The organism is Geodermatophilus saharensis (genome assembly GCF_900188205.1).
In the GTDB taxonomy this organism is placed as follows: Bacteria; Actinomycetota; Actinomycetes; order Mycobacteriales; family Geodermatophilaceae; genus Geodermatophilus; species Geodermatophilus saharensis.
In genome coordinates, this window is record NZ_FZOH01000002.1 from 428,229 (window position 1) to 449,637 (window position 21,409).

Annotated in this window: 20 protein-coding genes; 9 read left to right on the forward strand and 11 right to left on the reverse strand. The window is 77.0% G+C overall.

Annotated features, from left to right (window positions below):
- Window positions 1-53: 53 nt before the first annotated feature.
- Window positions 54-899 carry an SDR family oxidoreductase gene (locus CHC04_RS06305; protein ID WP_089403020.1) on the reverse strand — a complete coding sequence of 282 codons (846 nt, stop codon included), beginning with the start codon at window positions 897-899 and terminating at the stop codon, window positions 54-56.
- 75 nt (window positions 900-974) lie between these two features.
- On the opposite strand from CHC04_RS06305, the gene CHC04_RS06310 reads away from it, so the two are divergent.
- Window positions 975-1,985, forward strand: coding sequence for an iron-containing redox enzyme family protein (locus CHC04_RS06310; protein ID WP_089403021.1), 1,011 nt, complete (start codon window positions 975-977; stop codon window positions 1,983-1,985).
- Between the two features lie 98 nt (window positions 1,986-2,083).
- Window positions 2,084-3,643, forward strand: coding sequence for a methyl-accepting chemotaxis protein (locus CHC04_RS25195; RefSeq protein WP_089403022.1), 1,560 nt, complete (start codon window positions 2,084-2,086; stop codon window positions 3,641-3,643).
- A gap of 44 nt (window positions 3,644-3,687) precedes the next feature.
- Here the strand turns inward: CHC04_RS25195 and CHC04_RS06320 are convergent, their stop codons facing one another.
- From CHC04_RS06320 to glnA, 4 genes are all read right to left on the reverse strand, one after another.
- Complete coding sequence (locus CHC04_RS06320) at window positions 3,688-4,011, reverse strand: CDGSH iron-sulfur domain-containing protein (RefSeq protein WP_176449838.1); 324 nt, start codon at window positions 4,009-4,011, stop codon at window positions 3,688-3,690.
- Between the two features lie 40 nt (window positions 4,012-4,051).
- Window positions 4,052-7,144, reverse strand: coding sequence for a bifunctional [glutamine synthetase] adenylyltransferase/[glutamine synthetase]-adenylyl-L-tyrosine phosphorylase (locus tag CHC04_RS06325; protein ID WP_089403023.1), 3,093 nt, complete (start codon window positions 7,142-7,144; stop codon window positions 4,052-4,054).
- A gap of 4 nt (window positions 7,145-7,148) precedes the next feature.
- Window positions 7,149-7,883, reverse strand: a complete 735-nt coding sequence (locus CHC04_RS06330) for a type 1 glutamine amidotransferase (protein ID WP_089403024.1) — start codon at window positions 7,881-7,883, stop codon at window positions 7,149-7,151.
- Between the two features lie 126 nt (window positions 7,884-8,009).
- Window positions 8,010-9,350: a type I glutamate--ammonia ligase gene (gene glnA, locus CHC04_RS06335; protein WP_089403376.1), complete on the reverse strand. Its 1,341-nt coding sequence runs from the start codon at window positions 9,348-9,350 to the stop codon at window positions 8,010-8,012.
- A gap of 204 nt (window positions 9,351-9,554) precedes the next feature.
- Between glnA and CHC04_RS06340 the strand changes: the two genes are divergently transcribed.
- Entirely contained in the window at window positions 9,555-10,091 is a 537-nt protein-coding gene (locus CHC04_RS06340; protein WP_176449839.1) for a DinB family protein, read from the forward strand.
- 25 nt (window positions 10,092-10,116) lie between these two features.
- Here CHC04_RS06340 and CHC04_RS06345 read toward each other — a convergent pair whose 3' ends face one another.
- The 3 genes from CHC04_RS06345 to CHC04_RS06355 form a co-directional block, all read right to left on the reverse strand.
- Complete coding sequence (locus CHC04_RS06345) at window positions 10,117-11,349, reverse strand: NAD(P)/FAD-dependent oxidoreductase (RefSeq protein ID WP_089403026.1); 1,233 nt, start codon at window positions 11,347-11,349, stop codon at window positions 10,117-10,119.
- Between the two features lie 14 nt (window positions 11,350-11,363).
- Window positions 11,364-11,915 (reverse strand): GTP cyclohydrolase I FolE, encoded by a 552-nt coding sequence (gene folE, locus CHC04_RS06350; RefSeq protein WP_089403027.1) that lies wholly within the window; start codon window positions 11,913-11,915, stop codon window positions 11,364-11,366.
- A 150-nt stretch (window positions 11,916-12,065) separates the two neighbouring features.
- Window positions 12,066-12,770, reverse strand: a complete 705-nt coding sequence (locus tag CHC04_RS06355) for a helix-turn-helix transcriptional regulator (RefSeq protein ID WP_089403028.1) — start codon at window positions 12,768-12,770, stop codon at window positions 12,066-12,068.
- Window positions 12,771-12,891: 121 nt separating this feature from the next.
- Here CHC04_RS06355 and CHC04_RS06360 point away from each other — a divergent pair, with 121 nt between their 5' ends.
- Complete coding sequence (locus CHC04_RS06360) at window positions 12,892-13,722, forward strand: slipin family protein (RefSeq protein ID WP_089403029.1); 831 nt, start codon at window positions 12,892-12,894, stop codon at window positions 13,720-13,722.
- 3 nt (window positions 13,723-13,725) lie between these two features.
- Here the strand turns inward: CHC04_RS06360 and CHC04_RS06365 are convergent, their stop codons facing one another.
- A complete protein-coding gene (locus CHC04_RS06365) occupies window positions 13,726-14,154 on the reverse strand; it encodes a hypothetical protein (protein ID WP_089403030.1) in 429 nt (142 codons plus the stop codon).
- 105 nt (window positions 14,155-14,259) lie between these two features.
- Between CHC04_RS06365 and CHC04_RS06370 the strand changes: the two genes are divergently transcribed.
- Complete coding sequence (locus tag CHC04_RS06370; RefSeq protein WP_217897198.1) at window positions 14,260-16,101, forward strand: NAD+ synthase; 1,842 nt, start codon at window positions 14,260-14,262, stop codon at window positions 16,099-16,101.
- Window positions 16,098-16,928, forward strand: coding sequence for a 3-methyl-2-oxobutanoate hydroxymethyltransferase (gene panB, locus CHC04_RS06375; protein ID WP_089403032.1), 831 nt, complete (start codon window positions 16,098-16,100; stop codon window positions 16,926-16,928). Before CHC04_RS06370 ends, panB begins: the two co-directional genes overlap by 4 nt.
- Before the next feature lie 79 nt (window positions 16,929-17,007).
- On the opposite strand, the gene CHC04_RS06380 is transcribed toward panB, so the two are convergent.
- On the reverse strand, window positions 17,008-17,385 hold the full coding sequence (locus tag CHC04_RS06380) for a DUF2784 domain-containing protein (protein ID WP_089403033.1): 378 nt from the start codon (window positions 17,383-17,385) through the stop codon (window positions 17,008-17,010).
- Between the two features lie 71 nt (window positions 17,386-17,456).
- Between CHC04_RS06380 and CHC04_RS06385 the strand changes: the two genes are divergently transcribed.
- Window positions 17,457-18,566 carry a glycosyltransferase gene (locus tag CHC04_RS06385; protein ID WP_089403034.1) on the forward strand — a complete coding sequence of 370 codons (1,110 nt, stop codon included), beginning with the start codon at window positions 17,457-17,459 and terminating at the stop codon, window positions 18,564-18,566.
- Between the two features lie 18 nt (window positions 18,567-18,584).
- On the opposite strand, the gene CHC04_RS06390 is transcribed toward CHC04_RS06385, so the two are convergent.
- Window positions 18,585-18,770 carry a hypothetical protein gene (locus CHC04_RS06390; RefSeq protein WP_089403035.1) on the reverse strand — a complete coding sequence of 62 codons (186 nt, stop codon included), beginning with the start codon at window positions 18,768-18,770 and terminating at the stop codon, window positions 18,585-18,587.
- A 146-nt stretch (window positions 18,771-18,916) separates the two neighbouring features.
- On the opposite strand from CHC04_RS06390, the gene CHC04_RS06395 reads away from it, so the two are divergent.
- Both CHC04_RS06395 and CHC04_RS06400 read left to right on the forward strand, forming a co-directional pair.
- The gene (locus tag CHC04_RS06395; protein WP_245817026.1) at window positions 18,917-20,059 is read left to right on the forward strand and encodes a GGDEF domain-containing protein; all 1,143 of its coding nucleotides are present in this window, start codon (window positions 18,917-18,919) and stop codon (window positions 20,057-20,059) included.
- 59 nt (window positions 20,060-20,118) lie between these two features.
- A complete protein-coding gene (locus CHC04_RS06400; protein ID WP_089403036.1) occupies window positions 20,119-21,408 on the forward strand; it encodes a M24 family metallopeptidase in 1,290 nt (429 codons plus the stop codon).
- Window position 21,409: the final 1 nt, after the last annotated feature.

A 21,409-nucleotide genomic window follows, 5' to 3' on the forward strand; every position in this document is an offset into this window, starting at 1 on the left:
CCCCGTTGGTTGATGCCACCAACCTCAGGTCTGCCCGACCGGGTGAGCACCGGTCAGCCGGTCCGCCGCTCGACCATCCGCGCGGCGACCCGCCGGATCCGGTCGGCCTGCCGCGACAGCACGGCGTCGAGCACCCGGTCGACCGGGAACACCTCCCCCAGCCGCGCCAGGCCCATGACCCGCGGGACGGCGACCGAGCGCGACCGGGACGAGGTCAGGCAGCCGGCGACGCGGTCGGCCACCCGCCCGGGAGCGATGCCCGGGGTCAGCCGGCCGCGGGCGTCGTCGTCGGAGACCGGTGCCGCCCCGTGCCCGCGGGCCATCCACTCGGTGGCCACCGGGCCGGGCATGACCGAGTGCACCCGCACGCCGCGGGCGGTGACCTCCCGCCGCAGCCCGGAGACGAACCCCTGCACGCCCGCCTTGGTGGCCGAGTAGACCGTCAGCGGCGGCACCTGGGACAGCCCGGCCACGGAGCTCACCACCAGCAGGTCCCCCCGCCCGCGCAGGGCCGCCGCGGCGAGGAGGTGCGGCAGCGCCAGCAGGGTCAGGTCCACCACCCCGGTGAGGTTGGTGGCCACCATGCCCTCGACCGCCGCGCGCGGGGTGTCCTCCACCAGCGCGGCGTGGGCCAGCCCCGCGTTCAGGACGACGGCGTCGAGCCGGCCGTGCTCGGCGAGCACCCGCTGCACCAGCAGCTCCCGGTCGCCGGCGTCGGCGACGTCGGCGACCACCCCGGTGACGCCGGGCAGGGCGCCACACGCCTCCTGCAGCCGGTCGCCGCCGCGGGCGCAGGTGACCACCCGGGCGCCCGCGCCGGCCAGCCGGGCCACGGTGGCCCGCCCGATGCCGGCGCTGCCGCCGGTGACGAGGACGACGCGATCGCGCAGGTCTGCCATGGCCCGCCACTACCCGGTGCGACATCCCATAGTGCGCGGTGCATCGAAGTCGCGGCCAGTGGGCATGCCGTGCCCATGCGCCTGCCCGAGCCACGGGGTCCCCTGACGACCGCCCTCCGCGACGACCTGCTCGCCGGCGAGGTCTCCGCCGCCGCCGTCGAGCTGGCGCGCGCCACCGCGGAGGCGGCGGCCGAGCCGCTGCTCGACGAGGACCTGCAGCTGGCCCTGGCGGTCTGCTACGAGCTGCACTACCGCGGGTTCGACGGCGTCGACGACGTCCTGGAGTGGGACCCCGACATGCTGACGCTGCGCGCGCACCTCGAGCGCCGGCACCTGGCCGCGCTCCGCGACCTCACCGGCCCGACGCCGGCCACCGGTGACCCGGTGGACCAGCAGCTCACCGCGCTCATCGCCGCCGACGACGGCCCGTCGCTGTCGCGGTACATGGCCCGCCACGGCACTCCCGAGCAGTGGCGCGAGTACCTGACCCTGCGGTCGGTCTACCACCTCAAGGAGGCCGATCCGCACACCTTCGCCATCCCGCGGCTGTCGGGGCGGGCCAAGGCCGCGATGGTGGAGATCCAGGCCGACGAGTACGGCGGCGGCTCGGCCGAGCGCATGCACAGCGAGCTGTTCGCCGGGATGATGCGCGACCTCGGCCTCGACGCCGGCTACGGCGCGCTGTGGGACGCCGCCCCGGCGGTCGCCTTCACCGCGGTCAACACCATGTCGCTGTTCGGGCTGCACCGGCGCTGGCGGGCCGCGGCCCTGGGGCACCTCGCCTGCGTGGAGATGACCTCCTCCGAGCCCAGCCGCCGCTACTCCTCGGGCCTGCGCCGCCTCGGCCACGGCGAGGGCACCACCGTCTTCTACGACGAGCACGTCGAGGCCGACGCCGTCCACGAGCAGATCGCCGCGGTGGACATGTGCGGGTCGCTGGTCGCCGAGGACCGCTCGCTCGCCGACGACGTCCTGTTCGGCGCCGCCTGCTCGCTGGCGCTCGACGGGCTGGCGGCCGGCCACCTGCTCGGCGCGTGGGAGGCCGGCCGCTCGGCGCTGCGCGCAGAGCCGGCCCTCGCCGCCTGAACCGGAGCCCGACTGCACATCCGGGCGCCGGCTGCCGATCCTCCCCGGGCACGGACCGCGGGCCAGCGCCCGTGGCACCCCCGACCGCGGAGGACCCCATGTGGCGGCGCACCGACCCCGTCCCCGTCAGCAGCACGCCTCCGCCGCCGACCCCGCGTGACATCGAGACGCTCGAGGCGGTGGTCGCCGCCCTCGACGCGTCGGTGCGCACGCAGCTCGACGCCCACGTCGCGGTGGTCCGCACGATCACCGAGACCAACGGCCTGGACTACGGCGCCGTGTGGGCGCCCACGGGCAGCGGCGCGTTCACCCTCGCCCACGAGACCGGCCCCCTGGCGCCGGCCATCCGCGCCGGCTGGCGGCAGGACCTGCCGCTGACGGAGTCGGCGGGCATGGGCGGCAGGGCGCTGCGGGAGCGCCGGACGGTGCACATGGACAGCGCGCCGGCCGGGCGCGGCAGTTGCGTGCGGTGGGAGAACGCCTGGGCCGCCGGCGCGCGGGAGGGGTGCTTCATCCCCGCCGTCGACGGCGGGCGGGTCACGGCCGTCCTGGAGTACCACCACCGCGGCCGGCTGCCCTTCTTCGGTGCCCGCCGCGAGAAGTGGGAGGCCATCCACCGGCTGCTCGACCACATGCGCGCCGCCGCGCTGGCGACGGCGGCGGTGCGCGAGACCGTCGACGACCGGGCGGCCGTCACCGCCGTCGTCACCTCCGTGGGCGAGGCCGCCGACGAGGCCGCCGCCCTCCAGACGGCGCTGGAGACCGTGCGCGCCGCGTTCGGCTGGGACTACGGCTCGTTCTGGGCGCTCGACGACGCGGAGCGGCTGCTGCGCTTCCGCACCGAGTCCGGCACGGCCGGCGAGGAGTTCCGGCGGGTCACCCTGACGGCCACCTTCGCCGAGGGCGTCGGCCTGTCCGGGCGGGCCTGGCGGGAGCGCGACCTGGTCTTCGTCCGCGACCTGGCCGAGGTCACCGACTGCGTGCGGGCCCCGGCCGCCCATCGGGCCGGGGTGCGGTCGGGCGTCTGCTTCCCGATCACCGTCGGCGGTGAGGTCATCGGCACCATGGACTTCTTCACCACCGACACGATCGAGCTGTCGGAGTCGCGGGCCGACGCGCTGCGCACCGTGCAGCGGCTGGTCTCCCAGCGGCTGGACGCGCTGCGCCGCGCCGAGGCCGACGCGCAGCGCTCCCGCGAGCTGCTCGACAGCGTCGACCGGCTGCGCTCGGCGGCCGCGGCCGCCGGCGAGGTGGCCGACAGCGCCGTGACGCAGGCCTCGGCGATGACCACCGAGGTGGCCACGCTGACCGAGTCGTCGACGTCGATCGGCGAGGTCATCCGGATCATCTCCGGCATCGCCGACCAGACGAACCTGCTGGCCCTCAACGCCACCATCGAGGCCGCCCGCGCCGGGGAGCTCGGTCGCGGCTTCGCGGTCGTGGCCAGCGAGGTCAAGGACCTGGCGCGGGAGACCGCGGCGGCCACCCAGCGGGTGTCGGACCAGATCGCCGGCATCCAGGCCAGCAGCGAGCAGGTCACCGCGGGCATCCACGCCACCAGCGAGGTGATCGGCCGCCTCGACGCCGTCCAGGCGCGGATCACCGACGTGCTGGAGGAGCAGGTCCGGATGGCGCGCGCCATCCGGACCGACCGCTGAGGCGGGCGCGGGCCGGGCACGGGGGCCGGCCCGCGCCCCCTCGGTCACTCCTGCGGGGCTCCCCCGGGCCGCTGCGCCGAGCGCAGGATCGTCGCCGCCGGGCGCGGCCGGCTCGGCGCGCTGGGCGCGGAGAAGCCCGAGCGCTTGTGCGAGCCGTCGCAGAACGGCTTGATGCCGGACTTGCCGCACCGGCACAGCGCCACCGTCCGGCGGCCGGGGTCGATCTCGGCGCCGTCCTGGTCGACCAGCCGGAAGTCCCCGCGCACGATCAGCGGCCCGTCGCGGTAGGGCGTGATGGTGGCCCCGGCGTCGGCACGGGGCAGGTCGTCGTCGGCGGGCGGGTCGTCGGCGGGCACGGCTGAGCTCACTCCCCCAGCGTGCCCCGCCGCCGGGGGCGGCGCACCCGGGTCAGCCGGCCGGCTGACCGTAGAAGACCTGCTCGACGACGCCGCGGGCGCGCCGGGTGGTGCGGCGGTAGTCGTCGAGGAAGCGGCCGGGGTCGACGTCGGGGCCGCAGCCGCTGGCCCGCGCCACCCCGGCCAGCTCCAGCCCGGGCCGGGGCAGCTGGTCGCTGGGCCGGCCGCGGACGAGGAAGACGGCGTTGCGCGCCCGGCCGGCCACCTCCCACGCCTCGCGCAGCGCGTCGGCCTGCGCCGGCTCCAGCAGCCCGGCGGCGGCCAGCCGCTCCAGCGCCGCGACCGTCGAGGGCAGCCGCAGCTCCGGCAGCCGCCCGGCGTGCTGCAGCTGCAGCAGCTGGACGGTCCACTCGACGTCGGCCAGCCCGCCACGGCCGAGCTTGGTGTGCGTGGCCGGGTCGGCGCCGCGGGGCAACCGCTCCCGCTCCACGCGGGCCTTGATGCGGCGGATCTCGGCGACCTGGGCGTCGGTGAGGCCGTCGGCCGGGTAGCGCAGCGGGTCGGCCAGCGCGACGAAGGCGGCCCCGAGCTCCGGGCTGCCGGCCACCGGCACCGCCCGCAGCAGCGCCTGCACCTCCCACACCGACACCCAGCGCTCGTAGTACTCCCGGAACGCGTCGAGGCTGCGCACCAGCGCGCCCTGCCGGCCCTCCGGGCGCAGGTCGGCGTCGATCTCGAAGGCCGGGTCGGGCGCGGGCTCGGCGAGCAGCCGGCGCAGCGTGTGCGCGATCGCGTTGGCCGCCTGGGTGGCCCGGGACTCCTCGACGCCGGCCCGCGCCCGGTGCACGAACAGCACGTCGGCGTCGGAGCCGTAGCCCATCTCGCCGCCGCCGAGCCGGCCCATCCCGATGACGGCGAGGTCCACCGGCACGTCCTCGGCGGCCACGCCGGCCTCCCGGCCCCACGCCCGCACGGCGACGTCGAGGCCGGCCTGCAGGGTGGCGACGGCGACGTCGGTGAGCGCCTGACCGACCCGGACGACGTCGAGGCGGCCGAGCAGGTCGGCCGAGGCGATGCGCAGCAGCTCCTGGCGGCGCTGGGCCCGCAGCACCCCGACGGCGGCCTTCGGGTCCCCGGAGCGGGCGGCGGCGGCCCGCCAGGCGCCGGCCAGGGTGGCGGCGGTGCGCGGCTCGAGCTCGGCGTCGTCGGCGAGGATGCGCAGCGCCTCGGGGGTGCGGGTGAGCAGCGCGGCCACGTACTGGCTCGAGCCCAGCAGCCGGGCCAGCCGCTCGGCCACCTGGCCCTCGTCGCGCAGCAGCCGCAGGTACCACTGGTTGCCGCCGAGGGCCTCGCTGACCTGCCGGTAGGCCAGCAGCCCGGCGTCGGGGTCGGCGCAGTCGGCGAGGGTCTGCAGCACGACCGGGAGCAGGTACTTCTGCATCGACGCCGAGCGCGACACCCCGCCGGTGAGCGCCGCCATGTGCCGCAGCGCGCCCTGCGGGTCGGCGAAGCCCAGCGCCCGCAGCCAGTCGCCGGCGGCCTCGCTGCCCAGCTGCGCGGCCTCGGCCGGCACGCGCGCCACGGCCGACAGCAGCGGCCGGTAGAAGAGCTTCTCGTGCAGCCGGCGCACCTCGCGGGTGTGCAGCGCGAGCTCGGCGCGCAGCACGTCGACGGCGCCGCCGCGGGCGTCGGGCTTGTAGCCCAGCGACCGCGCCAGCCAGCGCAGCTGCTGCTCGTCGCTGGGCAGCAGGTGGGTGCGCCGCAGCCGCAGCAGCTGCAGCCGGTGCTCCACCGTGCGCAGGAACCGGTAGGAGGCGATGAGGGTGTCGGCGTCGTCCCGGCCGACGTAGCCGCCGGACCGGAGCGCGGCCAGCGCGGGCAGCGTGCCGCCGACGTGCAGCCGGACGTCCACCCGCCCGTGCACCAGCTGCAGCAGCTGCACGGCGAACTCCACGTCGCGCAGCCCGCCGCGACCGAGCTTGAGCTCCCGGTCGGCCTGCGCGGGCGGGACGTGCTCCTCGACCCGGCGGCGCATCGCCTGGATCTCGCCGACGAAGCCGGGCCGGTCACCGGCCTGCCAGACCAGCGGGAACAGCTCGTCGACGTACCCGCGGCCGAGGTCGGGGTCGCCGGCGACCGGGCGCATCTTGAGCAGGGCCTGGAACTCCCAGGTGCTGGCCCACTGCCGGTAGTACGCGGCGTGGCCGGCCAGCGTGCGCACCAGCGGCCCGGCCTTGCCCTCCGGGCGCAGCGCGGCGTCGACCTCCCAGGCGGCCTGCCCGCAGATCCGCATGAGCGCGGCGGCCACCCGGGTGGCGCTCTGCACGGCCGCCTGCTCGCCGTCCCCGACCTCGACCGGCTCGGCCACGAAGACGACGTCGACGTCGCTGACGTAGTTGAGCTCCCGGCCGCCGCACTTGCCCAGACCGATGACGGCCAGCCGGCAGGCCGCGGCGCTCTCGGGCTGCTCGGCGACGGCGATGGCCAGCCCGGCGGTGAGCACCGCGGCGGCGATGTCGGCGAGCTCGCCGGCGACGTCCTCGGCCGGCAGCCCCTCCCCCAGGTCGCGCCCGGCCAGGCTCAGCACGGCCCGCCGGTGGGCCAGCCGGAGCGCGGCGACCCGCTGCGGCGAGGCGTCGGGCGCGGCGCGGCCCAGCCGGACGCCCCACGGCGGGTCGTCGGGGTCGGCGCCGACGGCGACCAGCAGCTGCCGCTCCAGCGCCAGCGCGGTGGGCCGCGTCGGGCCGCGGGTGTCGTCGTCGAGGACGGTCCAGTCGCCGGGGTGGGCGGCGAGGTGGTCGGCCAGGCCGGCGCTGGCGCCCAGGACCGACAGCAGCCGGGCGCGCAGCGTCGCCGAGCCGCGCAGCCGGGCGAGCAGCGCGGCCGCCGACCCGCCGGTGGGGTCGGCGGCGTCGAGCGCCTCGACCAGGCGGGTGAGCGAGCGGACGGCGAGGTCGGGGTCGCCGGCGCGCGCCAGCGCGGACACCACCGGGCCGGCCTCGGGGTCGGCCGGCTCGTTGCGGTCGAGGTCCCACAGCCCCAGGGCGGGGTCGGACAGCAGCAGCGCCGCCCGCTCGCCGTCGAGGAAACCGAAGCGGACCAGCCGCACGACCGCGGGGCGGGGCACCTCCCGCGCGGTGGTCACCGGGTCACACCGCGCGGCGGGCGGCGCGCACCAGGTCGGCGAAGCGGGCGGCGAACGGCGCCCAGATCTCCTCCAGGTCCGGGTGCACCGCGTCGGTCAGCCGGACCAGCGTCTCGCGGTCCCACGGGCTCGCCGCGACACCGACGGTGTCCCGCTCGGCCCACTCGCGGACGATCTCCGGCGTCGTCTCGATGTGGAACTGCACCCCGTAGACGTGCCGGCCCACGCGGAAGGCCTGGTGGGCGTACACCGGGCTGCTGGCCAGCAGCGTGGCGCCGGTGGGCAGCTCGCAGATCTCGTCGTGGTGGAACTGGACGACGTCCGGTGAGAGCGGGAGGGGGCCGAAGACCGGGTCCCCGGCGGCGGCGTCGCGCTTGGCCACGAGCAGCGCCCCGACCTCCGGGCCCTCGACCCCCTCGCGCACCCGCCCGCCGCCGGCCTGCGCCAGCAGCTGCGAGCCCAGGCACACGCCCAGGGTCGGGACGTCGTCGGCGAGCGCCTTGGCCAGCAGCGCGCGGACCGGCTCCAGCTCGGTGGCGGCGTCGTCGACGCTGGACTGCGGCCCGCCCGTCACGAGCAGCCCGTCGTGGCCGGTGAGGTCGGCGGGGACCTCGTCGCCGGCGTCGAGGTGCCGCTCGTCGAGCTCCAGGCCGGCGGCGCGCAGCCACTCGCCCAGCCGTGCGGGCGGGGCGGTGTCACTGGGGACGACGACGAGCAGGCGGGCGGGCTGGTCCGGCACGGCCCCGAGATTAGTTGAAGGACCTCGTCGCCCCCCGCGCCTCGCCCGCTCGGCACGGGCCCCTGCGACGAGGCCGTTCCATCCCCTCAGGGCCGCCCGCAGGTGCCTTTGTCGCGCTATTGGCCCTCAGAGGCCCGGGAGGTAGCGCTTGAGCTCGAAGGGGGTGACGTTCTGGCGGTAGGAGTTGAACTCCTCCCACTTGTTGCGCAGGAAGAACTCGAACACGTGCTCGCCGAGGGTCTCGGCGACCAGCTCGCTGCCCTGCATCGCCGTCAGCGCCTCCCCCAGGGAGACCGGCAGGTCCTCGTAGCCGGCGGCGCGGCGCTCGGTGTCGGTGAGCGACCAGACGTCGTCCTCGGCCTCGGGCGGCAGGTCGTAGCCCTTCTCGATGCCGCGCAACCCGGCGGCGAGCAGGACGGCGAAGGTCAGGTAGGGGTTGCAGGCGGAGTCCGGGGAGCGGACCTCGACGCGCGCCGACTGGCCCTTGTTCGGCTTGTAGGAGGGCAGCCGCACCAGCGCCGAGCGGTTGGCCCGGCCCCAGGTGGCCGCCGTCGGCGCCTCGGTGCCGGCCAGCAGCCGCCGGTAGGAGTTGACTGTCTGGTTGGTGACGGCGGTGAACTCGCGGGCGTGGGTGAGCAGGCCGGCGATGAACTGCCGCCCGGTCGCCGACAGCCGGATCGGGTCGCCCGCGTCGTGGAAGGCGTTGCGGTCGCCCTCGAACAGCGACACGTGGGTGTGCATGGCCGAGCCGGCGAGCTCGGTGAACGGCTTGGGCATGAACGTGGCGTGCACGCCCTGGGCGAGGGCGACCTCGCGGACGACGTGCCGCAGCGTCATCACGTTGTCGGCCATCGACAGCGCGTCGGCGTAGCGCAGGTCGATCTCCTGCTGGCCGGGCGCGACCTCGTGGTGGCTGAACTCCACCGAGATGCCCATGGCCTCCAGCGCGAAGACCGCCTCGCGGCGGAAGTCGTGCGCCACGTCGTGGGTGGACAGGTCGAAGTAGCCGCCGGTGTCGGCCGGCTGCGGCGGGCTGCCGTCGGTGGGCAGGTCCTCGATCAGGAAGAACTCCACCTCGGGGTGGGTGTAGAAGGTGAAGCCCATCTCGGCGGCCTTCGACAGCGCCCGCCGCAGCACGTGCCGCGGGTCGGCCCAGGACGGCGAGCCGTCGGGCAGCGTGATGTCGCAGAACATCCGCGCGGTGTCGCTGGGCTGCCCCTTGCTCGCCGGCATCACCTGGAAGGTGCCCGGGTCGGGCTTGGCGAGCATGTCGGACTCGTAGACCCGCGCGAAGCCCTCGATCGCCGAGCCGTCGAAGCCGATGCCCTCGGCGAAGGCGGCCTCGATCTCGGCCGGGGCGACGGCGACGGCCTTGAGGTAGCCCGAGACGTCGGTGAACCACAGCCGCACGAAGCGGATGTCGCGTTCCTCCAGGGTGCGCAGGACGAACTCCTGCTGTCGGTCCATGCTCGCCATGATCGGGTCCGCTCGTGTCCGGGGTGTGACGTCGGTGCACAGCCTGCCCGCTGCGGCCCGCGCGCACACCGCCGCCCCGCCGCACCCGGCGAGACCGCCGTGACCCCCGACCCGACCGGACGCTGGCAGGATCCCGGCGGAACGGGGCCGTCCGGCCGCTGGTGGCCGGGGCCCGGCCCCGGCCAGGCTGCCCCCGTGACGACGACCTCCCCGCCCCTCGCCGGCCCGGTGGCCACCGCCGCAGCCGCGCTCGCCGCCCAGCAGCGCCGCGTGTCCGACCTGCTGGCCCGCGCCGCCGGGCTCCCCGTCCGCCCGCTGGCCCCGGAGGCCCGCCGCCGGCTGGTGGACCTCGGGCACTTCCCCGCCTACACCGGCGAGCTGGACTGGACGCCGGATGAGGTCGCCGGCCACCTGCGCGACAGCGCCCGCGTCTTCACCGACCGCATCGAGCGGATCGGCCGGGGCACCCGCCCGGCGCTGCCCGACTTCGTCCCCGACGCCCCCGAGCGGGTCGCCGGCTACCGCGCCACCCCGCCGGCGGTGCTGGTCGCCGAGCTGGCAGGAGCGCAGGAGGGGCTGCTGCGCGCGGTCGCGGCGGTGCGGCCCGGGCAGCTCGCCCTGGAGGGGGTGCACGAGGTCGACGGCCCGGTCAGGCTCGCCGACCTGCTGACCTTCCTCCCCGCGCACCAGCGCGACCACGCCGAGCAGCTCGCGGCGCTGGTCGGCGGCTGAGCGCGGGCGTCCGGGCCGGCGCACCTCAGCCGGCGGCCACCAGGCTCTCCAGCGGCGTGTCCGGGTCGGCGAGCGCGGCGGGGTCCACCGGGCGGCCCGAGCGGACCAGCGCCTGGACCGCCTCGGTGACGTCCCAGACGTCGACGTTCATGCCCGCCGTCACCCGCCCGGCGCCGTCGAGCCAGAAGGCGGTGAACGGGCCGTGCTCCGGGTCCCCGCGGCAGACGACGGTGTGCTCCGGCCGGCCGAGCCCCGAGTACTCCATGCCCAGCTCGTACTGGTCGGAGAAGAAGTAGGGCAGCCGGTCGTAGGCGACCTCCTGGCCGAGCATCGACCGCGCCGCGGCCGGCCCCTGGTTGAGCGCGTTGGCCCAGTGCTCCACCCGCACGGGCCGGCCGTAGAGCGGGTGGTGGGCGGCGGCGACGTCCCCCGCGGCGTACACGTCGGGGGCGGAGGTGCGCAGGGCGGCGTCGGTGCGGACCCCGTCGCCGACGTCGAGCCCCGCGTCCACGGCCGGCCCGGTCTCCGGCACCACCCCGATGCCGACGACGACGAGGTCAGCGGGCAGCTGCTCGCCGCCGTCGAGCTCCACCCCGGTGACGCGGCCGGCGGGCGCGACGACGCCCCGGACGGCGGTGCGGGTGCGCAGGTCGACGCCGTGGGAGCGGTGCAGCCGCGCGAACACCTCTCCCATCCGCGGCCCCAGGACGCCGTGCAGCGGGGTCGGCTGCGGCTCGACGACGGTCACCCGGTGGCCGTGGACGCGGGCGGCGGCGGCCACCTCCAGGCCGATCCACCCGGCACCGACCACGACGACGCGCCGGCCGCCGCCGGCGAGGTCGGCCACCAGCCGGTCGGCGTCGGCCAGGGTGCGCAGGTGGCGCACCCCGTCGGCGTCGGCACCGGGGACCGCCAGCCGGCGCGGCGCGGCGCCGGTGGCCAGGAGCAGCCGCGAGTACCCGAGCCGCTCGCCGGTGCCCAGCTCCACCCGGTGCGCGGCGGGGTCGAGACCGACGGCGCGCGCCCCGGTCCTGAGGTCGACGTCGTGCGCCTCGTACCAGCCGGGAGCGAGGACGGCGGCCTCCTCGCGGGCCGCCGTGCCCAGGAGGTAGCCCTTCGACAGCGGTGGTCGCTCGTAGGGGACCTCCGGCTCGGCCGCGACGAGGACGACCGGGCCGGCGAAGCCCTCGGCGCGCAGGGTCTCGGCGGCCTTGGCGCCGGCGAGGCCGCCACCGACGATGACGAACGGGGTGTCCACGGGTCCGGCTCCTCTCAGGCGGCCGTGCCGGTCAGTGCGAAGAACTCCTGCCGCGAGCGCGCGTCCTCGCGCAGCAGGCCGTGCAGGGCGGAGGTGATCGTGCGGGAGCCGGCGGCGCGCACGCCGCGCAGCGACATGCACTGGTGCTCGGCCTCGATGACCACCCCGACGCCCCGCGGGGCGAGGTGGTCCCACAGCCAGTCGGCGACCTGCTGGGTCAGCCGCTCCTGCACCTGCAGGTCCCGCGCGAACGACTCGAGCACCCGGGCCAGCTTGGACAGGCCCAGGATCCGCTCACCGGGGAGGTAGCCGATCGACGCGACGCCGGTGAACGGCAGCAGGTGGTGCTCGCACAGCGACTGGACGGGGATGCCCGTGGCGATCACCAGCTCGTCGTAGCCCTCGTCGTTGGGGAAGGTGGTCAGCTCGAACGGGCGGCCGGTGAGCAGCTCGGTGAGGGCGTCGGCGACGCGGCGGGGCGTCTCGGCCAGGTGCGGGTCGGCGGGGTCCCGGCCGAGCGCCCGCAGCAGCTCGGCGACCGCGCGCTCGGTCGCCGGGCGGTCCACGGCGCCGGCCTCCCGTACGAAACGGAGGGCCCGGGGACGGCCCGCGGGCGAGGGCCCCGGGTCGGTGGCGCATCGGGTCGACTGGGTGGTCACGGGACCTCCTCTAAGACCAACGAGGGTTGACAGTAGAGACCCCGGCGCGCCGGCCTGTCAACGGTCGCGCGCACCGCCGCCGGGGTCGCGGTCGCCGCCGTCCAGCTGCACGCAGCAGGCGCCGGCGCCCGGCCGCAGCCGGGCGGTCAGGCCACCGGCACCGACACCGGCCAGCACCCCCTCCAGGAGCCGCAGGTTCATGCCGCACACCAGCTCGGTGTGGGTGCGCGCCAGGGTGTGGAACGGACAGTTCCGGAGGGTGACCGACTCCCCCGCGCGCTGCGGCTCGTAGCCGTGCTCCTCCAGCACCCGGAGGACGGCCTCCCGCCCCCCGGCCCCGTCGACGGCGGCCGCGAACTCCCGGCCCCGCGCGTGGGCGAGGCGGTCGAGGACGGCCGCCGGCCGCTCCCCCGACTCCTCCGCCTCGGTCAGGGCGGCCGCGAGGAGCTCACCGGCCAGGTCGTAGCGGCGCTCGGGCAGCGAGACCGACACGGAGCACTCCGCACGCCGGTAGAGCTTCGCGGGCCGGCCGGCACCGGGGCCGCTGCGGCCGGTGCGCCGCTCGTAGTGCACGGCGAGCAGCCCGTCGGCCACGAGCCGGTCGAGGTGGAAGGCCACCGTCGCCCGGGGGACGTCGAGGGCGCCGGCCACCTCGTCGCGGCCGACCGGCTCCGGCTGGCGGACGACGTGGTCGTAGAGCCGGCGGCGGGTGGGCTCGGCCAGGGCGGCGACGGCGGCGACCTGGGCCGTGCGGGGATCCACGCGCGCACTCTAGAACCAACGGAGGTTCGCCAAACAGTTCCCCGTGGCCGCCCGGAGACCTACGCTGGGCACGTCGCCACCGGCGTCCACGGCAGGCACCGGGACGACGTCGGAGGACGAGATGGACGCGATCCTCGTGGTCCTGGCGATCGTGCTGGCGGGCCTGCTCCTCCTGGCCGGTGCCAGCGTCCGCGTCGTGACCCAGTTCGAGCGCGGCGTGGTGCTCCGCTTCGGACGGCTGCAGGGTGAGCCGCGGCCGCCGGGGCTCACCCTCCTCGCCCCGGTCGCCGACCGGCTGCACAAGGTCAACGTGCAGGTCGTCACGCTGCCCGTCCCGGCCCAGGAGGGCATCACGCGGGACAACGTGACGGTGAAGGTCGACGCGGTCGTCTACTACCGGGTGTTCGACCCGGTGCGGGTGGTCGTCGACGTGCAGAACTACCAGGCGGCGATCGCCCAGGTCGCGCAGGCGTCGCTGCGCTCGGTCATCGGCAAGAGCGACCTCGACGACCTGCTCTCCAACCGCGAGCGGCTCAACCAGGGCCTGGAGCTGATGCTCGACTCCCCCGCCGTCGACTGGGGCGTGCACGTCGACCGGGTCGACATCAAGGACGTCGCCCTGCCGGAGTCGATGAAGCGGTCGATGTCGCGGCAGGCGGAGGCCGAGCGGGAGCGGCGGTCGCGGGTGATCACCGCCGAGGGCGAGCTGCAGGCCTCGCGGACGCTGGCCGAGGCCGCCGGGGTGATGGCGGCCGAGCCGGCCGCGCTGCAGCTGCGCCTGCTCCAGACCATGGTCGAGGTGGCTGCGGAGAAGAACTCGACGGTGGTCCTGCCGTTCCCGGTCGAGCTGCTGCGCTTCCTCGAGCGCGCCACCCCCGCAGCCGCCCCGGCGGAGGTCCCGGCGCCCCGGCCGGCGGCCGACGACGCCCCGGTGCCCGCCGACGGCCGCTGAGCCTCACCCGGGGACCGAGGCGACCTCGTCCGGGTCGTCGTCGCGGGCGGGGGGCTCGCTGCCGACGCGGGCGGGCAGCTCGGGCTCCGGCGGGGGCAGGGCGGCGGCACCGGCGACCGGGCGCGGCCGGGGCCGGCGCGGGACGGCGGCGCCGGCCCCGCCGCCGCGCCCGCGGTAGACCAGCAGCCCGGCGAGCGGATCGGGCACCGCGTCGAGCGCGGCACGGACGGCGGGCAGCGCGCGGAAGCGCTCGAGCCGGTCGTCGTCGTCGAAGGCGACCTCCAGCACGACGCCCCAGCGGGTGTCGTGCCACTCCCAGTACCGCGCGCCCTGGGTGACCGCGGCCTCGACCAGGCCGTCCTCGTACGCCCGGCGCCAGGACGACGCCGGCTCGGCTCCGTCGAGCACCTCGACGGTGAGCCACTCGGCCACAGGGGCATGCTGGGCCGCCCGGCGCTCCCGGTCCACCCCCGGCTGTGGCGTGGGTCACACCGCCCCGCTGCCCGGCTCCGGGACTGCAGGACGAGGATGACCGGCGTGGACGGTGCGGTGCAGCTGAGAGTTGCGATGGCCCAGGTCGACACCCGCGTGGGCGACCTCGACGGCAACGCCGCGCTCGTCGTGGAGTGGGCGGGGCGGGCCGCCGGCGACGGCGCGCACCTGGTCGTGTTCCCCGAGATGACGCTGACCGGCTACCCGGCCGAGGACCTGGTGCTGCGGGAGTCCTTCGCCGCCGCCAGCGAGCACGCGCTCACCGACCTCGCCGGCGCGCTCGCCGAGCGGGGCCTCGGCGAGGTCGCCGTCGTCGTGGGGTACCTGGCGCACACCGAGGGCCCGGCCGCGATCGACACCCCGCCGAGCGACGAGGAGACCCTCGACGACGAGCGGCCCGGCGACGCCAACCCCCGCCGCATCCAGCCCCGCAACGCCGCCGCGCTGCTGCACGGCGGGCGGGTGGTCGCCCGCTACGCCAAGCGGCACCTGCCCAACTACGGGGTCTTCGACGAGGCCCGCTACTTCGTGCCCGGCACCGAGCTGCCGGTGGTGCGGCTGCACGGCGCCGACGTCGCGCTGACCATCTGCGAGGACCTGTGGGTCGAGGGCGGCCCGTGCGGCGTGGTCGGGCAGGCCGGGGTCGACCTCGTCGTCTCGCCCAACGCCTCCCCCTACGAGCGGGCCAAGGACGACCTGCGGCTGCCGCTGGTGCGGCGCCGCGCGGCCGAGGCCCGCGCGCCGGTCGTCTACTGCAACCTGGTGGGCGGGCAGGACGAGCTGGTCTTCGACGGCGACTCCCTCGTCGTCTCCGCCGACGGCGAGCTGCTGGCGCGCGCGCCGCAGTTCGTCGAGCACCTGCTCTGCGTCGACCTCACCCTCGACCGCGGCCGGGCGCCGGAGCGGCGGGAGGGCCGGATCGGGCCGATGACGGTCACCCGCACCGTCGTCTCCGAGGAACCCGTGCCGGCCTTCGAGCCGCGGCCCGGGCAGGTCGCCGAGCCGCTGACCGACTGCGAGGAGGTCTGGCGGGCGCTGGTGCTGGGCCTGCGGGACTTCATCGACAAGAACGGCTTCCCGTCGGTCGTGTTCGGCCTGTCCGGCGGCATCGACTCGGCGCTGGTGGCCGCGCTGGCGGTCGACGCCCTCGGCGCCGACCGGGTGCACGCCGTCGCGCTGCCGTCGCGGTGGTCCTCGGAGCACTCGCTCGCCGACGCCGAGGACAGCGCGCGGCGGCTGGGCCTGCACTTCTCGACCGTGCCGATCGCGCCGATGGTCGACGCGTTCGAGTCGGCGGTGGACCTGTCGGGGACCGCGGCGGAGAACCTGCAGGCCCGCATCCGCGGCACGCTGCTCATGGGCCTGTCCAACCAGCACGGGCACCTGCTGCTGACCACCGGCAACAAGAGCGAGGTCGCCGTCGGCTACTCGACCCTCTACGGCGACGCCGCCGGCGGGTTCGCGCCGATCAAGGACGTGCCCAAGACGCTGGTGTGGGAGCTGGCCCGCTGGCGCAACGCGCACGCCCGCGACCGCGGCGAGACCGAGCCGGTCCCGCAGAACTCCATCGACAAGCCGCCGTCGGCCGAGCTCGCGCCCGGGCAGAAGGACAGCGACTCGCTGCCCTCCTACGAGGAGCTCGACGCCGTCGTCGCCGACTACGTCGACCGCGACCTCGGCATGGCCCAGCTGCTCGAGCGCGGCCACGACCCCGAGGTGGTCGCCCGGGTGCTGCGGCTGGTCGACGTCGCGGAGTTCAAGCGCCGGCAGTCCGCGCCCGGCACGAAGATCAGCCTCAAGGCGTTCGGCCGCGACCGGCGGCTGCCCATCACCAACCGCTGGCGGGAGAGCCTGCCCAGCGTCCGCGAGGGAGCGGCGCAGTCATGACCGAGTCGGTTCTCTACGGCGGGACGTCGACCGCGCGGGTGCGCATCCACCACCTGCAGCAGGCCAAGGAGCGCGGGGAGAGGTGGTCGATGCTCACCGCCTACGACACCTACGCGGCCGCGGTGTTCGAGGAGGCCGGCATCCCGGTGCTGCTGGTCGGGGACTCGGCGGGCAACGTCGTCCTCGGGCACTCCTCGACCGTGCCGGTGACGGTCGAGGACCTGCTGCTGATGACGAAGGCCGTCACCCGCTCGACCACGCGGGTGCTGGTGGTGACCGACCTGCCCTTCGGCAGCTACGAGGCCGGCCCGCAGCAGGCGTTCACCACCGCCGTCCGGATGATGAAGGAGGGCGGCGCGCAGGCGGTCAAGCTCGAGGGCGGGGTGCGCGTGGCGCCGCAGATCCGGCTGCTCAGCGAGAACGGCATCCCCGTGATGGCCCACGTCGGGTTCACGCCGCAGAGCGAGCACGCCCTCGGCGGGTTCCGGGTGCAGGGCCGCGGCGCCGGGGCCGAGCAGCTGCTGGCCGACGCGCACGCGGTGCAGGAGGCCGGCGCGTTCGCCGTCGTCCTGGAGATGGTGCCCGCCCCGCTGGCCGCTAAGGTGACCCAGGAGCTGACCATCCCGACGATCGGCATCGGCGCCGGGCCCGACTGCGACGCCCAGGTGCTGGTCTGGCCCGACATGGCCGGGCTCAACGGCGGGCGGGTGCCGCGCTTCGTGAAGAAGTACGCCGACCTGCGCGGGGAGCTGCTGCGCGCGGCCCGCGAGTACGCCGACGACGTCCGCGGCGGCGCCTTCCCCGGCCCGGAGCACGGCTTCGAGTAGCGGTCGCCGCTCGCGCGCCGAGTGGGCAGGTGCGGTCGCCGACACGCGCCGGCACGCCGGCGACGGCGGCTCCGACCGCTCACTCGGGCCGGGCGGCGGGGTGCCGGCGGCGGGCACGGGCGACGAGCAGGCCGTAGCCGACGGCGTTGAGACCGAACGCCGCGGTGTACAGGCCGACCTGGACGGCGGGCGAGCCGACGTCGAGGCCGAGCGGGCCGAACACGTGGTGGCCGAGGAAGCCGTCGTCGTAGGGCGCCGCCCCGGCGCGCTCGCGCAGCGCGAGCTCCAGCGTGGTCAGCGGGCACGGGGCCCCGGCCAGGTTCACCGCCAGGACGGCGAGGGCCACCGGCGCGTGCAGCAGCACCAGCCGCGGCCACCGGAGGGCGAGCAGCGCGCCGGTCAGCACCACCAGGACGACGGCCGCGTGCAGGACCGCGACCGCGTGCGCGAGCAGCACGGTCCCATCCTCCCGCGCCCCGGCGCGCCGGTGCCTTGTGCCGACCCCCGGACTCCGGCCAGCCTGGCAGGGTGCGCGTCCTGGTGGTGGCCTCCCCGCTGACCGGCCACGTGCTGCCGCTGGTGCCGCTGGCCCTCGCGCTGCGGGACGCCGGCGCCGAGGTCACCGTCGCCACCGCCGGTGACGGCGTCGCCGCCTGCCCGCCGGAGCTCTCGCCCACCGACGTCGCGCCCGGGCTGCGGCTGGGTCCGCTGTTCGGCCGGCTGATGCTGCGCCACCCGAGGCTGGCGCGCCGCGAGCTGGCCGGCCGGGGTGGCACCGACGCCGTCGGGCTGCTGTTCGGCGCACTCGGCGCGCGCACGGCCGACGGCGTCCTGGCCCTGGCCGACCGCCTGCGGCCGGACCTGGTGGTGCACGAACCGCTGGCACCGGCCGGTGCGGAGGTCGCCGGCCGGCTCGGCGTCCCGGCGGTGCTCGCCGAGGGCAACCTCTTCGACGCCCGGCGGCTGCGCACCGCCGCCCTGGGCGGCTACCGGGCCACCCGCGGCCCGGGCGAGCTGCCGGAGCCGGCGGAGGTGCTGACCTCGGCGCCGCCGAGCCTGGTCGGCCCGCGGGAGGGACGGCCGGTGCGCTTCGTGCCGTGGACGCCCGAGCGGCCCTTCGACGAGACGTTCACCCGCCCGGGCGCCCAGCCGCGGGTGCTGGTCAGCCGCAGCACCGTGGCCTCCCCCGGCCGGGACCGGCTGATGACCGACGTCGCCGCCGCGGCCGCGGGCACCGACCTCGACGTCGTCCTCGTCCGGCCCGACCGGTGGGTGACCCGCCGCCGGCTGCCGCCGCAGGTCCGCACGACGGGCTGGCTGCCGTTCCCGCGGGCGCTGCCCGCCGCCGCCGGCGTCGTGCACCACGGCGGCGCCGGCACCGTGCTCACCGCCCTGGCCACCGGGGTGCCGCAGCTGGTCGTGCGCGGCGCCGGCGACCGGCGCACCAACGCCGACCTGGTCGCCGTCCGCGGCGCGGGCATCGCCACCGAGCCCGGCGAGGTCACCCCGGCGCAGCTCGAGCGGCTGGCCGCCGACCCGGCGCTCGCGTCCGCCGCGCGGGAGGTAGCCGCCGAGATCGCCGCGATGCCCGCGCCGGCCGACGTGGTGCCCGCGCTGCTGTCACTCGCCGGCCGCTGAGCGGCGCCTCGCCCCCCGTCAGTCGCCGTCGCGCCACTCGCGGTCCTCGGCGTCGAGGCGCTCGTTGCGCTCGGCCACCGACTGCAACGCGTGCTCGGCCTCCTCCCGGGTGGCGTAGGGCCCCAGCCGGTGCCGCTCGGCGCACCCGTCCCGGTCCTCCACGGTGTTGTGCTTGAGGCAGTAGAACCACGGTCCCTGCGCCACGGGCGCACCTCCTCCTCGACGGGCCGTCCCGGAGCGGTGCCCCGGTGGTGCCTGCACCCCACCCTGCCGCACCACCCCGCCGGAGCGCGACGGCGCCCGTGCCCGGCGGGCACCGCCCCGGCCGGGCATGCGGCATCCTCCAGCGCGTGACCGCCCGACGTCCTGGTCCCGCCGTCCCGCCGGCCTCGCCGCGCCGGGACGGCGCCGAGGGCCGCGCCGCCGCCCTGCTGCTCGCCGCCCTGCTGGTCACCGGCGGCGCCACCGGACTGGTCAACCTGGCCCTCGACGGCGTGGTCGGCGACGCCGTCACCCGCCTCACCTACGGCGCCACGATGCTCGCCTGCGTGCTGGCCGCGGTGCCGCTGGTGGTGCGCCGCCGCGTCGGCCGGTGGCAGACCTTCGGCCTGGTGCTGCTCGGCGACCTCGTCTACGCCGTCGTCGCGCTGTGCGTCGAGGACCCGGTGCGCTACGCGACGCCGCTGATGCTGCTGTTCCCCGCGGTGGTGGCGGCCTGGTTCCTGCGGCCGTGGATGCTGGCCGTGCACATGGCGGCCACCCCGCTGGTGGTGCTGGTCGCCCTGTGGGGCAGCTACCCCTCCACGGCCGCCCTCGCCGTCCAGGTCGGGGTGCACGCCGGCATGCTCGACGTCGTCGCCGCCACCGTGAGCGTGCTGCGGCGCCGCGAGCGGCGGCTGCTGGCCGCCACCGAGGAGCTCTCGCAGCGCGACCCGCTCACCGGCCTGGCCAACCGCCGCCACCTCGTCGAGGCGGCGCCGCGCACGTGGCGGCAGGCCCGCCGCGAGGGCCTGCGGGTGGCGGCCATGGTCATCGACCTCGACCACTTCAAGCGGGTCAACGACGTCCACGGGCACGCCGTCGGCGACGCCGTGCTGCAGGCCGTGGCCGGGGCGCTGGCCGCCACGGTCCGGCCCAGCGACGTCCTCGCCCGCCTCGGTGGCGAGGAGCTGGTGGTCCTCGGCCTGGTCGGCGACCCCGCCGAGGCCGGGCGGCTGGCCGAGCGGCTGCGGCACGCGGTGGCGGCCGCCCGCACCCCGCAGGGCCACGGCGTCACCGCCTCGATCGGCGTCGCGCTGACCCGGCCGGTCGACGGCGAGGACCCCGCCGCGGCGCTGTGGTGGCTGGTCGACCGGGCCGACGCGGCCATGTACGAGGCCAAGCGGAGCGGCCGCGACCGGGTCGCCGGGTCCGCCCCGCCCCGCCCCCGGCCGGCACCGGCCGGCGAGCTGCTCGACCCCCCGACCGTCCCGGGACCGGCGCTGCCCTCCTGACGCCGGCCGTCCCCCGTCCCACCCGGTGGCGGCGGCGTTTCTCTGCTTCCCTGTTCCCCATGACGCTGGTCGTCCCGGACCCGACGCGGACGGTGCCGCTGCCGCTGCGGCAGCAGGCCGACGTCCGCGACCGGTGGCTGACCCAGCGGCTGCTCGACGTGCTGCCCGGCCTCATGGACCGCGCCGGCATCGACCTGTGGATCGTCACCGGCCGGGAGAACAACGAGGACCCCGTGCTGGCCACCCTGCTGCCGGCGGCGTGGCTGTCGGCCCGGCGGCGGGTGGTGCTGCTGCTGCACCGCAGCGACGACGGCGTCACGCCGGTCGCCGTCTCCCGGTACCCGGTGGGCCAGTTCCTGTCCGGCTGGTCCCCGGAGGACGGCGGGCAGTGGGACGCCGTGCGGCGGGTCGTCGAGCAGGCCGCACCGCGCCGCATCGGCGTCGACGTCTCGGCCTCCTGCGCGCCGGCCGACGGGCTCACCGTCTCCGAGCACCGGGCGCTCACCGCCGCCCTGGGCCCGTGGGCGCAGCGCCTGGTGCCGGCCGAGGAGCTCGCCGTCGGCTGGCTGGAGACCCGGCTGCCGGAGGAGGTCGCCGCCCTCGACGCGCTCAACCGGCTCACCGCCCGGGTGCTGCGGCAGTCGCTGTCCCCCGCCGCCCTGACACCGGGCGTGACGACGGCGGCCGACCTCGCCTGGTGGCTGCACCAGCGGCTGGCCGACCTCGGCGTCCCGCCGTGGTTCCACCCCGGTGTCACCGCGCAGCGGGCCGGGGTGCCGCTGCGCGACGACGGCGGCGTGCCGCTGCCGGCGGTGCCGCAGGACGCCGTCCTGCAGCCCGGTGACCTGGTCACCTGCGACGCGGGGCTGGTCAGCCTCGGGCTGGCCACCGACCTGCAGCGCAGCGGCTACCTGCTGCGCCCCGGCGAGACCGCTCCCCCGCCCGGGCTGCAGGCGGCCTGGACCGCCGGCACCCGGGTGCGGGCGCTGACCGCCGAGGCGCTCGTCCCCGGCCGCACCGGCAACGAGGTCCTCGCCGCCGCCCGCGCCGCCGCCGACGCCGAGGGGCTGGCCGCGGAGGTGTACTCCCACCCCGTCGGCGTGCACGGGCACGGCGCCGGCCCGGTCATCGGCCGCTGGGACGACCAGGCCCCGCTCCCCGGTGCCGGCGAGCGGGTGCTGCACGCCGGCACCGTCTACGCGCTCGAGCTGGCGGTGCGCGCGACGGTGCCGGAGTGGGGCGGGCAGGGCGTGCGGCTGGCGCTGGAGGAGGGCGTGGTCCTCACCCCCTCCGGGACCTCGTTCCTCGGCTCCCCGCAGCAGGAGCTGTGGACGGTGCCCGCGTCCTGAC